This is a genomic window from Amycolatopsis sp. VS8301801F10, from assembly GCF_046195355.1.
Lineage (GTDB): Bacteria > Actinomycetota > Actinomycetes > Mycobacteriales > Pseudonocardiaceae > Amycolatopsis.
Genome location: NZ_CP176065.1, coordinates 2622815 through 2635491, shown reverse-complemented (window position 1 = coordinate 2635491; position 12677 = coordinate 2622815). Strand labels below are relative to the sequence as shown.

Below are 12677 nucleotides of genomic sequence, written 5' to 3'. Positions count from 1 at the left end.
AACGAACCGGACTAGCCGGACTGGCTGGGCTGGCTGGAGTCGCTCGACTGACTGGACTCGCGGACCACCAGCGACACCGGGAGGATCTGCGCGCCCGGCGGGACGTCCTCGCCGTCCAGCAGCCGCATCAGGGTCGAGACCATCGCGTGGACCTGTTCGCGCGGATCCTGATGCACCGAGGTCAACGGCGGCGTCATCGCCGGAGCCAGCGCGGCGTTATCGTCGAAGCTGACCACCGCGACGTCGCCGGGCACGTCGCGGCCGGCGTCCGACAGCGTGCGCAGCGCGCCCACCGCCATCATGTCGCTGCCGACGAACACCGCGTCGAGGTCAGGCGCCCGTTCCAGCAGCGCGGCCATCGCTTTCGCGCCGCCGGCCAGGGTGAAATCGGCCTCCTCGGCCAGCCCGGACGGGTCGATCCCGGCGTCCACGAGCGTCTTGCGCCAGCCGGCGAGCCGGTCGATCGGCGCGCCCTGATCCTGCGGGCCCGCGATGGTCGCGATCCGGCGGCGGCCGGATTCCACCAGGTGCGTCACCGCCTGCCGGGCCCCGCCCTCGTTGTCGAAATCGACCAGGTGCACGCCCCGGCGCAGATCTGCGGCTTGCCCACCGAACACCACGGGCAGCTTCAGCAATCGCAACGCCCGGGGCAGCGGATCGGCGCGATGCGGGGCGAAGACCAGGACCCCGTCGACGTGCCCGCCCTCGAGAAACCGCACGGTGCGCCCGAGGTCCTCCCGGGTGTCGCTGAAGAGCAGCACCATCTGGCAGCCCACATCGGCCAGTTCCCGGTAGCCCGCGCGCATCACCGCGGTCCGGTACGGGTCGTCGAGCAGCCGCGCTTCCGGCTCCGACAGCACCACCGCGATCGCGCCGGTCCGCCGGGTGACGAGCGAGCGCGCGGCCTGGTTCGGCGAATACCCGAGGTCTCGCGCCGCGGCGAGCACTTTTTCACGCGACCGCGCGCTGACATACGCGTCGTCGTTCAGCGCGCGCGACGCGGTGGACCGCGAGACCCCGGCGAACGCCGCGACGTCCTCCAGCGTCGGCCGTTCGTCCTCGGACCGAGGCACCACTTCGCCCACCCCCTGACTGTCGGTCGGGCCAGCTTAACCGCGGCTGGCCGGGAGCGCTCCCGGAGACTGTGGCCTTGACATCCCTCGTTACCTGCAACACACTCGGGCGGCATCTGGGAGCGCTCCCAGAACGACTTCCAAGGGGTTGACGACGGTGACAACGTTCCGGAAGGGCCTGGTGCTGGCACTGGGCATCACGATGACCGCGGTGAGCGCCGCGGCGTGCGGCGGCGACGGCGACGTGCCCGCGGCGGCCGGGCCGAACGAGCACGTGGAACTGACGCTCGCGACGTTCACGGAGTTCGGCTACGAGGCGCTCCTCCCGGAGTACGAGCGGCTGCACCCGAACATCAAGATCACCCACCGTAAAACCGGCCAGGGCGGGCCGTACGCCCAGGACATGATGACGAAGCTCGCGGCCGGTTCCGGTCTCGCCGACGTGCAGGCCGTCGAGGAAGGCCACCTGTCGGACATCCTCAGCAAGTCCTCGAAGTTCAACGACCTGAGCCAGATCGGGCCGTCCGGCGTGACGCCGGACCGGTGGCTTTCGTGGAAATACGAGGCGGGCAAGGACAAAACCGGCAAGCTCATCGGCTACGGCACGGACATCGGCCCGCTCGCCATGTGCTACCGCAAGGACCTGCTCGCCGCGGCCGGGCTGCCCAGCGACCCGGAGGCGGTGAAACCGCTGTTCGCGACATGGGACAGCTATTTCGCGGCGGGCGCGCAGTACACCGGCAAAACCGGCAAGGCGTGGTTCGATTCGGCGGCGCAGAACTTCAATTCCATGGTCAACCAGCTGCCGGTCGGCTACCTCGACGCCAACGACAAGCTCACCGTCGAGAACAACCAGGGCATCCAGGACGCCTGGAAGAAGGTGACCGACGCGGTCGCGAAAGGCGAATCGGCGAAGCTCACCGCGTTCAGCAACGAATGGAATTCCGGGTTCAAGCAGAGCGCGTTCGCCACGAAAGCCTGTCCGGCGTGGATGCTCGGGGTGATCAAGGAGCAGGCCGGGCCGGACAACGCGGGCAAATGGGCGGTCACCGCGGCGTTTCCCGGCGGAGGCGGCAACTGGGGCGGTTCGTACCTGACGGTGCCCAAGCAGAGCAAGCACCCGCGGGAGGCCGCTGAACTGGCCGCCTGGCTCACCGCGCCGGAGCAGCAGATCAAGGCGTTCGAGGCCAAGGGCAATTTCCCGAGCCAGGCGAAGGCGCTGGAAAGCCCGCAGCTGCTGACCGCGACCGACGCGTACTTCGGCGGCGCGAAGATCGGCGAGCTGTTCGCCGAGCAGGCGAAGAAGGTGGCGAAACCGCAGTACAAGGGCCCGAACGACGGCCAGATCCAGGAAAACGTGGCCAGCCCGGCACTGCAGTCGGTGGAACAGGGCGCTTCGGCCGCGGACGGCTGGCAGCGGCTGGTCGCCGGCGCGAAGAAACTCGCCCGCTGACGATGACTGTCACCGACAAGGCCGCTCCGGAAAGCCGGGCCACGACGCGGCAGCCCGCCGCGGCGCGGCCCGGCCTGCGCGACCGGTTAGCGCGCTGGGACGTCAGAATCTCGCCGTATCTGTACGTGGCGCCGTTCTTCATCGTGTTCGCCATCGTGGGCATGTTCCCGTTGCTCTACACCGCGTACGTGTCGCTGTTTTCCTGGAAAGCCGGCGACGACGACCCGGACTTCATCGGACTGGACAATTTCACCGAACTGTTCGCGGACACGCAGTTCTGGCACGCGCTGGAAAACACGGTCAGCATCTTCCTGCTGTCCAGCGTGCCCCAGCTGATCATCGCGGTGCTGCTCGCCGCGGTGCTCACGCTCCGGCTGCGCGGCGCGACCGGGTGGCGGGTCGGCATTCTGCTGCCGTACGCGGCGAGCCTGGTCGCGCTCGGGATCATCTTCGCGAACCTGTTCGGCCCCCGCTACGGACTCGTCAACGGCGTGCTCCAAACCCTCGGACTGTCCCCAGTAGACTGGCAGGCCAACCGGTTCGCCAGCCACGTCGCCATCGCGATCATGGTGAACTGGCGATGGACCGGTTACAACGCGTTGATCGTTCTCGCCGCCATGCAAGCGATTCCGAAGGAATTGCACGAGGCCGCGCTGATCGACGGCGCGGGCACCGTGCGCCGCTTCACCAATGTGACGTTGCCGCTGCTCAAACCCACGCTGATCTTCGTCACCATCACCTCGACGATCGGCGGGCTGCAGATCTTCACCGAGCCGAAGCTGTTCGACGCGATGCCCGGGTCGAACAACGGCGGCTCCACCCACCAGTTCCAGACCGTGACGCTGTATCTGTACCAGACCGCTTTCGAGAATTTCGATCTCGGTTACGCGTCCGCGATCGCGTGGGTGCTTTTCCTGATCATCGTCGTGATCGCGCTGATCAACTACTTCGTCACCGGACGGCTCGCGGGGAGGCGCACATGAGCGTGCACAACACCGTGCGGGCGCGCGCGGCCCGGCTCGGCAAGCCGCGCAAGGCGACCTACGGCGTGCTGATCGTGTTCGTGCTCGGCTCGCTGTTCCCGTTCTATTGGTCCTTTCTGGTGGCCAGCCGCGACAACGGAATGCTCACCGAACGGATTCCGCCGCTGCTGCCGGGCGGCAACTTCTTCGCCAACGCGGCGCGGGTGTTCGACACCGTTCCGTTCTGGCGAGCACTGGCCAACAGCGTCATTGTGTCCGGCACGGTCACGCTCACCACGGTGCTGTTCTCGTCGCTGGCCGGGTTCGCCTTCGCCAAACTGCGGTTCCGCGGCCGCAACGGCTTGTTCGTGTTCATCGTGGTGACGCTCGCGGTGCCGACTCAACTGGGCATCATCCCGTTGTTCATCGCGATGTCCAAGCTCGGCTGGGCGGGCGGGCTGCAGTCGGTGATCGTGCCGAACCTGGTCACCGCCTTCGGCGTGTTCTGGATGCGACAGTACACAGTGGACGCGTTGCCGTACGAACTGATCGAAGCCGCGCGCGTGGACGGCTGCAGCATGATCCGGGTCTTCTGGAACGTATGCCTGCCCGGGGTCCGCCCGGCCGCGGCGATTCTCGCGATGTTCACGTTCATGACGTCCTGGAACGATTTCCTGTGGCCGCTGGTGGTGCTCGACGCGGGCAATCCGACCGTGCAGGTGGCACTGGAGAAACTGCAGAGCGGCTACTACGTCGACTATTCGCTGGTGCTCGCCGGCACCACGCTGGCCACGATTCCGATCCTCATCGTCTTCCTCCTGCTCGGCCGCCAGATCGTGGCCGGGATCATGCAAGGCGCCGTGAAAGGGTGACCATGTCCGCACAGCCGATCCCCGACGTGCTCGCGTTCCCGGACGCGTTCGTCTGGGGCGCCGCCACGGCGGCCTTCCAGGTCGAAGGATCGACCACCGCCGACGGGCGCGAGGCGTCCGTCTGGGACACCTTCGCCGCCCGCCCGGGTGCGGTGGCCCACGGCGACACCGGCGACCCGGCGGCCGACCACTACCGCCGGTATGCCGACGATGTGGCGCTGATGCAGTCGATCGGGCTCACCGCGTACCGGTTTTCCCTTTCCTGGCCGCGAATCCTGCCGCACGGCAAACCGGAGCCGCGTGGGCTCGCGTTCTACGACCGGCTCGTCGACCAGCTGCTGGCCGCGGGCATCCAGCCGTGGGCGACGCTGTATCACTGGGATCTTCCGCAGTCGCTGGAAGACCGCGGCGGCTGGACCGCGCGCGACACCGCCTACCGGTTCGCCGAATACGCCGAGACCGTCGCGGCCCACCTCGGCGACCGTGTGGCCAGCTGGTCGACCCTCAACGAACCGTGGTGCGCGGCGATGCTCGGCTACGGCTCCGGCGTGCACGCGCCCGGTCGGACCTCGCCGGAGGGCGCCGTAGCCGCTGCGCATCACCTGTTGCTGGGGCACGGGCTGGCGATGGAGGTGCTCCGGCAGCACACGAGCAACCCGTCCGGGATCACGCTGAATCTGTACCCGGTCGTCGCGGACTCGCCGGACGAGGCCGATGCCGACGCGGTCCGCCGGATCGACGGGCTGCAGAACCGGTTGTTCCTCGACCCGTTGCTGCGTGGCGGCTACCCCGCTGACCTGCGCGAAGACCTGTCCCGGTTCGGCTTCGACGCCGTGGTGCGCGACGGCGACGAGGCGGTGCTCGGCAAGCCGATCGACTGGCTGGGCGTGAACTACTACCGCGGCTACCGCGTGGCCGGTTCGGCGCGGCCGGGAAGCACCCCGGCGGGCCGGGAATGGCCGGGAGCCGACCAGGTGCACTTCGTCCCGAATCCGGCCGCGCCGCGCACCGATTCCGGCTGGGAAGTGCAGCCGAGCGGACTGACCGAGTCACTAATGCAGGTGCATCGGGACTATCCGCCGGTCCCGTTGTACGTCACGGAAAACGGTGCGGCTTATCCGGACCCGATCCGCGACGGCGAAGTTTCCGACCACGACCGCATCGCTTTTCTCGACGCGCATCTGCGGGCCGCGCATGACGCGCTGGCGCACGGCGTGGATTTGCGCGGATATTTCTACTGGTCGCTGCTGGACAATTTCGAATGGGCCGAGGGGTATGCGAAACGCTTCGGCTTGGTGCACATCGATTACCGCACTCAGCAGCGCACGCTGAAGCGCAGCGCACGGTGGTACGCGGAGGTGATCGCCCGCAACGCGCTCTCCTGAGCCGGCGGTAACCTACTTCCGGGTTTTCCCGCACCGCCGGGAAAGACTTTCTCCGCGAGTTTCGCGTCACAGTGCCCGGGCGCGGCCGTCGGACCAGTGCCGGGGCCGCCCCGAACGGCCCCGCGAGCGGAGACTGGAGCGTCCGATGACGGTGCGGAGCCGGGTGGCCGACGAGGTCACCACGTGGCTGACCGGGGAATTCGCGGGCCGGGTGCCCGCCGACGCGGTCAAGGTGGTGGTGCGGGCGGCCGGACGGGACCTCGACGGCAGAGTCGTCCCGGACGACCACGGCGACCTGCTGTACCGCGTGGCGCGGGCCCGGCTGGTACGGATGCTGGCCGCCCCGGACGCACCGCGCATCCCCCGTTCGCGCCGGTAAGGCGTTCGTTCCCGGCCCCGCGCGGGCCGCGGACTGTCCCGGTGGCCCGAGGTAATCAGGCGCGCGCCGCGAGCTGCTACGAACCCGGCAGCACCCGGCTGCTCAGCGGCGCGTGCGAACGCTCCGGCGGCCACCAGACCTGCGCGGGCGGCGGGGGAACGTCGTCGTCTGGAAGCTCGAGCGCGTCCGCGCCGCTCTGCCAGCGGTTCCAGTGCACGGAACACAGTCCGCGCCACAAGGAATCCTCCGCACAGTCCCGCCGACGACACTTGCGTACCTGCTGCCCGCCATCAATCACGTCCACGACTCCAAACCGCGCTCAACCTCCCCGCCGGCTCCAGTCTGCCCCGGCTCCGGCGGGAACGCCCCGTACTCGCGCCAACACAACCCTTGTGCAGCAACGGAACGAGAGATCTCACCCTACTCCAAGCTCCGGTGCGCGCGCCGGGCGACCACAGTGCACTCTTTCAGCGGTTGACGCGTCTGGTACCCGGCGTCAGCGGGGATTTCCTGTGCCGCAACGGAGAGTGCGCGCCCGGCGGCGTACGGTAGGTATGTCCACAATAGATGATCAACGCCGCGGATGGTTGACGTCGTACTCGTGCGCGGCGGTGCGCTGGGTGCGGGTGCGCAGGAGCTGCTCGTCCGGCGAGTCGTCCACATCGGCCAGTCCCAGCGCGACCGCACGGCGGATCTGTTCGCGGTTGTCGCGTACGACGGAGGAAAAGAAATCGTCGATGCGCGGATCCAGAAGGACTTCCAGCAGGACCCGGAAGGACGTGTCGACGGTCGCGCGGACGATTTCGTCGTGGAACGGCAGCCTGCGGAGTTTGCCGAGCTGCGGGTCTTCGGAGATTTTCTCGGTGATGATGGCGCGCAGTTCGGTCTTGTTCTCGCTGAGGGATTTGGCGAGGTTTTCCGGATAGTTTCCGGTTTCCAGCACCTTGACCACCTCGTCGAGGACGGCGATGGTGACGGGTTTCTTGATGGCGCGGACGATGGGTTCGGAGAGCTTGTCCACCAGGCGGTAGGTGAACTGCTCCCCCACCGCGCGATCGGCCGCCCGGCCCAGGCGGACGATCAGCAGGATCACGCCGAGGACGTGGTGGTTCGCGGTGAAGTCCGGGTGGGCCACCGGGATCATGGCGAAGATTTCGTACCAGGTGCGGGCCAGGAAGGCGGCTCGCCAGGCCTGTTTGCGCCAGCGGTGGAGGAGTTCGAGGAAGAAGATGCCGCAGATTACGCAGTCCGCCGGGAAGAACCAGCGGCTGATCTCGGGGGCGGGCGGGCCGATCAGGAGCCAGGCCAGCATGCCGGTGGAGACTACGGCCAGGGCCAGCATGATCCAGTCGTCCGCCCGGACGTTGCCGGGGAGGATGCCGCTGTTGAGTTCGGTTCGGGCCGGACGGCCGGTGGTCATGGGTGGCTCCCTGGTGACTGGGTTGTTGCCTTGGGGATGATCCCATGGGGGGCGGGTTTGGGCTGGGAGGCGTCACCCCGGTGGGGCGGCTCGTCGCCTGGCGGCGACATTGCCGTTTGAACGGTTGCGTGGGGCACCCCGAAGCTCGATTGTGCTGACGGTCTGGGGGTGCTTGTCAAGGCGGGAAAGATGCCTTGACAAGCACCCCCAGACCGCAGGGAGGCTTCGTATCGGGGTTGGGGGAGGGGCTGGGTGCCACGCTGTTTGGGTGCGGCGGTGGCGGTTTTTTCGCGGGTTGGGTGGTTCGGTCGTTGGGTGCAGCGGCTGGGGCGGGGGCTTGCGCCCCCGAAGGGGCCTTGGGGCATCTCGGCTGCGGCGGGTGGTCCGCGAAAGGGCTCTTTGAGGGAATCCAGGTCCGTGAGGGTTCCCCTCACGGACGGCTACGGAACCGGTTCACCTTGGGCTTCTCAAGGGCGACATCTTGACATCAAACACCCGGGTACCGCAGGCTTCTCGTTACGCCGCCTAGTTAGGAAAGTTTACTAACAAGGAGACCTCCACCATGCCCGCTTCCCGGAAGGTGGCGCTGTTCGCCGCCGCTTCCGTTTCGGTTACTGCTGTGCTGGCCGGTGCTGGGCCTGCCACCGCGGCTTCCGTCGCGCGTCCTTTTCCCGCGCACGTCACCTACCAGACCGGCGTTCGGCCTTCGGTCAGTCAGGCTGAGCAGGACGCCGCGGTCAAGAAGCAGTACGACTCCTGGAAAGCAACTTACCTCCGCCAAGCCTGCGGCGGTTACCTCGTCTGGGCGACCGACGACGCGCCCAACAAGGGCACGGTTTCGGAGGCGCAGGGGTACGGGATGAACATCGTCCCGTTGATGGCGGGGTACGACGCCCAGGCCAAGACGATTTTCGACGGGATGTGGAAATTCGTCCAGGACCACCGGGACAGCAAGGGGCTCTTCCAGTGGGTCATCGACGGCAAGACCTGCAAGTACGCCGACGACGGCACGCCTGACTCGGCCACCGACGGCGATCTCGACGTCGGTTACGGGCTGATTCTCGCGGACAAACAGTGGGGAGGCTACAGCGCCGCCGCCAAGGACTGGCTTGCCAAGGTCTACAAGTACGACGTCGCGTCCGACGGGCATCTCAAGATCGCCGACGACGCGGGCAACGACGACACCCGGCCGTCCGACTTCATGCTCGACCACCTGCGCGCGTTCGCCAAGTATGACACCGCGCACGACTGGAACAAGGTCATCACCCGGACCGAGCAGCTGATCACGCAGTTCACCGCCAAGTATTCGCCGACCGCGAATCTGCTGTCGGACTTCGTGGTCGGGGCGAACACCAACAGCCCGAAGCCGGCGCCCGCGGATCATCTGGAGAACCAGCCGGACAACATCGTCGGCTACAACTCCGTTCGCGTGCCCTGGCATATGGGAACCGACGCGCTGCTGTACGGCGGCAAGGTCGCGACCGAGGTCGCCAAGAAGGAATCGGCCAGCTACAAGAGCCACTCCGGGGCCAACCCGGCCAAGATCTACCCGCACACCAAACTGGACGGCACGCCGACCAAGACCAGTGACCAGTCCGAGGTGGCGGCCAACCCGGTCGGCGTCGCGGCGATGGTCTCGGGCGACCAGGCCTGGACCGATTCGCTGTGGAAGTATATGGCGGGCAATCCGTACGACGACACTTACTACGGCGAGACCATCAAGCTGCTCGTCTACCTGGTGATGTCCGGCAACTACTGGGCGCCGTGACCCTGAGCCTGCCCGCGCGGACGCTAACCGGCGGCGTCCGTGCGGGCAGGCGGGCACGTTCCGCCCGGGGTGGTCAGCAGTTCGAAGTGCCACATCTCGTTCGCGTACACCTGGCACAGGCCGTATTTCTTCCCGTGCTGAATGAGCCAGTCGGCGGCCCGGGTGGGCGCGACGTCGACGGCTTTGCCGGACACGTGCGTCGACTTTTCCGGCGTGTTCACGAACTTCCGCGCCTCTTCCAGGCTGCCGTACTTGGCGATGCCGCCGTCGAGCAGCTTCTGCTGGTACTCCTTCGTCCGCCAGCCCGACGCGATGCGAATGTCCACTTTGCGCTGTCGCGCGTCGGTTGCCGCCTCCTGCAACGCTTTCCGCAACGCCGGGTCGAGATTCCCGACCGCCGGGTAGTTCGTGTCGAACGGCGTGAGCGTGACGCCTTCCGGAGCCCCGCCCTGAGCCGGGTCGTGGTCGGGATCGCCGTCGAGAACCGGGAGGCCGGAGCACGCGGCGACGAGGAACGCGGGCAGCACGAGCAGGATCTTGTTCCGCAGCACGCCGCAACTATCGCGAGCGGGTATCCCCGGAAGGTCCGGCGAATGTCCGCGCTGCGTAACAAGACCGCATGATCAGGTAACGCCTCAGGCGGTCAGCCCGATCCCCGCTTCGGCGGTGTTGACCAGGAAGGTCAGCGTCTCGTAGAAGTACAGCTCCACAGTGGACGCATCGTGGCTGGAGTAGCCAATGGACAGATCCTGTCCGAAGTGGAGCTCGTAGTCGCCGCCGCGCGTCGACAGCACACAGGCGCCGCTGATCGCGGGCGTGCGGATGAGTTCGCCGTCCACGATCTGCTTCAGGTGTTCCAGCACCGGATAACCGTGGTTGGCCGCCTCGTACGCGGCGGTGAACTCGTCGTCGCTGAGCAACACCGTGTACGGCCCGGCCACGCCCGCGTCACGCAGTTCGGCGATCGCGTCGCCAATCGCCTTCGGGTAACCCGGAGCCTCCGGCGGCAGCGCGATCGGCGACAGCGAAGAAGCCGGGCGGATGCCGGTAATGCCTGCCTCGGCGAAACCGTCGAGCACGATCCGGTCCTCGGCGTACGCGATCTGCTGCGCGGCGTCCTTCACCGGCTGCCAGTCCGCGTCTTTCGCGCCCCACTCGACCGAATCGACTTCCTCGCGCGACACCGTGAACGGCACCCGCAGCTCGACGATCCGCTGCGCCGTGCGCAGGCTCGTCGCGACGCCGTCGAACTTGCCGCCGACGCGTTCGCGGCGTCCGGTGCCGACCGCGGCGAGCGCCGGGTCGCCGGTGACGACGACGTCCACCACCCGGCGCGCCGCGGCGAACTCGGAGAACGTGCGCTTCGCCTCCTCCTCCAGGTCCGCCCACGCGGCAGCGGAGATCGGGGCGAGTTCGCGATGCAAGTTGTTCATGACCGAGTGCTCCTTCGCAGGCTTCCGATGCCCAGCGACGTCCCGGCGGGCGTCGCGGCAGCCGGCGGTTCCGGCTCGGGCGGGGCTTCCGGCGGATCTTCGAGGAAGTCCGCGGTCGGCACGTAGAACAGCGCGCCGGTGCGGGGCGTGGAGAAGTCGAGAATCCGGTCGTAGTTCCCCGGCGGCGCCCCGACGAACATGTTCTCCAGCATTTTCTCGATCACCGCCGGAGATTTGGTGTAGCCGATGAAGTACGTGCCGAACTCGTCGTGTCCGGGACGGCCGAACGGCATGTTGTCGCGCAGGATGTCGAGTTCGTTGCCCTCGTCGTCGGTGATCACGTTGAGCGCGATGTGCGAATTCGCGGGCTTGTCCTCGTCGGACAGCTCCACATCGGACAGTTTGCGCCGTCCGATCACCAGCTCCTGCTGTTCGATGGTGAGCGCGTTCCAGGCCCGCATGTCGTGCAAATACTTCTGCACGACCACGTAACTGCCGCGGTTGAACGGTTCGTCGTCGTCCACCAGCACGGCCTGCTCGACGCCGTTCCCGGTCGGATTCTCCGTGCCGTCGACGAAGCCGAGCACGTCGCGCGCGTCGAAGTACCGGAAGCCCTGCACCTCGTCGAGCACCCGCACCGAACCGCGCAGCCGGTCCATGATCAACGATTCCAGCTCGAAGCACAGGTCGAGCCGGTCGGCGCGGAGGTGGAACAGCAGGTCGGCGTCGACGGTGACGACGCTCGTGTGCTTCTCGCCCGCGAAAACCGGCAGCTCGTGCAGTTCCGCGGGCCGCGGGCCGCCGTAAATCCGGTCCCACGCCGCCGACGAGATCCCGGCGACGCACGTCAGCCCGGCCCCAGCGTCGCGGAAACCGACCGCGCGCTGCAGCCCGGCCAGGTCGGCGAGGAGGTCTTTCGCGGTCTGCTCGGCCCCGGCGTCGACGTGGACCATCAGGAAGATCGCCGCCTTGGTCAACGGCGCGGAAACGGCCTGCGGCTCAGGCGGTTCAAGGTCCCCCGCTTGCACGCTCGCGCACCCCTTCTCGCCCGGTGACCGTCCGAGCGCATCCTAACCGCGGACCGCGGCCCGCACCCGGCATCGCCACTCCGCAGCGGCGACCGGGTGGCGCGGCGCAAGCGAGCTTGTCCGCCCTGGCAAGAGGCGTCAGAACTGGCCGCCGCCGGCGTGCACCGTCTGCCCGGTGACCCAGCGCGCCTGATCCGACGCCAGGAAGCCGACGATGTCCGCGATGTCGCCGGGTTCGGCGATCCGGCCGAGCGGGGTCTGTTTCGCGCTGTACTCGACGACGCCCGGCGGCCCGTCGGCGAGGAGCGCCTCGGTGCGGACCGCGCCCGGGAGCACGCTGTTCACCGTCACGCCGCGCGGGCCGAGTTCCTTCGCCAGCACCCGCACGAGCTGGTCGCCGGCCGCCTTCGCCGCACCGTAGAGCCCGGTGCCGGGCCGGGCCGTCGGGACCACGCCGCTCGACACCACGACGATCCGGCCGCCGTCGCGCACTCGCCGGGCCGCCTCGCGCAAGGCGACGAAGGTCGGCCGCAAGTTGGTGCTGAAGATCAGGTCGAAGACGTCGTCGGAGGCCTCGGCGAGCGGCACGAACCGGGCGATCCCCACGTTGGCGACGACCACGTCGAGACCGCCGAATTCCTGTTCCGTGCGGTCGAAAAGGCCACGCAGTTCGGCGTCGTCGGTGACGTCCGCGCGCAGGGCGACCGCCTGCCCGCCGTCCGCCCGGATCTTGGCGACGACGGACTCGGCCGAGTCCCTATCGGAGCGGTAGTTGACCGCGACGGAGAGCCCGTCCGCACCCAGCCGTTCCGCGATCGCCCTGCCGATTCCGCGCGAACTACCCGTGACCAACGCGACGCCCGCTTCGCTCTGCACGACGTCATTCTAGTGGCCCGTTTCCTCG

General features: G+C 68.0%; 13 protein-coding genes. 6 read left to right on the top strand and 7 right to left on the bottom strand.

From position 1 onward, the window contains the following. Positions 1 to 11: 11 nt before the first annotated feature. The gene (locus F9C11_RS12820; protein ID WP_409186891.1) at positions 12 to 1076 is read right to left on the bottom strand and encodes a LacI family DNA-binding transcriptional regulator; all 1065 of its coding nucleotides are present in this window, start codon (positions 1074 to 1076) and stop codon (positions 12 to 14) included. 154 nt (positions 1077 to 1230) lie between these two features. Between F9C11_RS12820 and F9C11_RS12815 the strand changes: the two genes are divergently transcribed. The 5 genes from F9C11_RS12815 (at position 1231) to F9C11_RS12795 (ending at position 6124) form a co-directional block, all read left to right on the top strand. Further along, positions 1231 to 2526: an ABC transporter substrate-binding protein gene (locus F9C11_RS12815; protein ID WP_409185082.1), complete on the top strand. Its 1296-nt coding sequence runs from the start codon at positions 1231 to 1233 to the stop codon at positions 2524 to 2526. A gap of 2 nt (positions 2527 to 2528) precedes the next feature. Further along, positions 2529 to 3509: a carbohydrate ABC transporter permease gene (locus F9C11_RS12810; protein WP_409185081.1), complete on the top strand. Its 981-nt coding sequence runs from the start codon at positions 2529 to 2531 to the stop codon at positions 3507 to 3509. After that, positions 3506 to 4360 carry a carbohydrate ABC transporter permease gene (locus F9C11_RS12805; RefSeq protein ID WP_409185080.1) on the top strand — a complete coding sequence of 285 codons (855 nt, stop codon included), beginning with the start codon at positions 3506 to 3508 and terminating at the stop codon, positions 4358 to 4360. Before F9C11_RS12810 ends, F9C11_RS12805 begins: the two co-directional genes overlap by 4 nt. A 2-nt stretch (positions 4361 to 4362) precedes the next feature. Continuing rightward, positions 4363 to 5745, top strand: a complete 1383-nt coding sequence (locus tag F9C11_RS12800; protein ID WP_409185079.1) for a GH1 family beta-glucosidase — start codon at positions 4363 to 4365, stop codon at positions 5743 to 5745. Positions 5746 to 5890: 145 nt separating this feature from the next. After that, positions 5891 to 6124: a hypothetical protein gene (locus F9C11_RS12795; RefSeq protein ID WP_409185078.1), complete on the top strand. Its 234-nt coding sequence runs from the start codon at positions 5891 to 5893 to the stop codon at positions 6122 to 6124. Between the two features lie 76 nt (positions 6125 to 6200). Here the strand turns inward: F9C11_RS12795 and F9C11_RS12790 are convergent, their stop codons facing one another. Together F9C11_RS12790 and F9C11_RS12785 are read right to left on the bottom strand one after the other, a co-directional pair. Then, a complete protein-coding gene (locus F9C11_RS12790; RefSeq protein ID WP_244223586.1) occupies positions 6201 to 6341 on the bottom strand; it encodes a hypothetical protein in 141 nt (46 codons plus the stop codon). A 354-nt stretch (positions 6342 to 6695) separates the two neighbouring features. After that, entirely contained in the window at positions 6696 to 7544 is an 849-nt protein-coding gene (locus tag F9C11_RS12785; protein WP_409185077.1) for an ion transporter, read from the bottom strand. Positions 7545 to 8106: 562 nt separating this feature from the next. Here F9C11_RS12785 and F9C11_RS12780 point away from each other — a divergent pair. Further along, a complete protein-coding gene (locus F9C11_RS12780) occupies positions 8107 to 9312 on the top strand; it encodes a glycosyl hydrolase family 8 (RefSeq protein ID WP_409185076.1) in 1206 nt (401 codons plus the stop codon). A gap of 23 nt (positions 9313 to 9335) precedes the next feature. On the opposite strand, the gene F9C11_RS12775 is transcribed toward F9C11_RS12780, so the two are convergent. The 4 genes from F9C11_RS12775 to F9C11_RS12760 form a co-directional block, all read right to left on the bottom strand. Continuing rightward, on the bottom strand, positions 9336 to 9863 hold the full coding sequence (locus tag F9C11_RS12775) for a M15 family metallopeptidase (RefSeq protein WP_409185075.1): 528 nt from the start codon (positions 9861 to 9863) through the stop codon (positions 9336 to 9338). Between the two features lie 84 nt (positions 9864 to 9947). Continuing rightward, a complete protein-coding gene (locus tag F9C11_RS12770) occupies positions 9948 to 10745 on the bottom strand; it encodes a family 1 encapsulin nanocompartment shell protein (protein WP_409185074.1) in 798 nt (265 codons plus the stop codon). Further along, positions 10742 to 11773, bottom strand: coding sequence for a Dyp-type peroxidase (locus F9C11_RS12765; protein ID WP_409185073.1), 1032 nt, complete (start codon positions 11771 to 11773; stop codon positions 10742 to 10744). Before F9C11_RS12765 ends, F9C11_RS12770 begins: the two co-directional genes overlap by 4 nt. A gap of 138 nt (positions 11774 to 11911) precedes the next feature. Continuing rightward, positions 11912 to 12649: an SDR family oxidoreductase gene (locus F9C11_RS12760; protein WP_409185072.1), complete on the bottom strand. Its 738-nt coding sequence runs from the start codon at positions 12647 to 12649 to the stop codon at positions 11912 to 11914. Positions 12650 to 12677 lie beyond the last annotated feature (28 nt).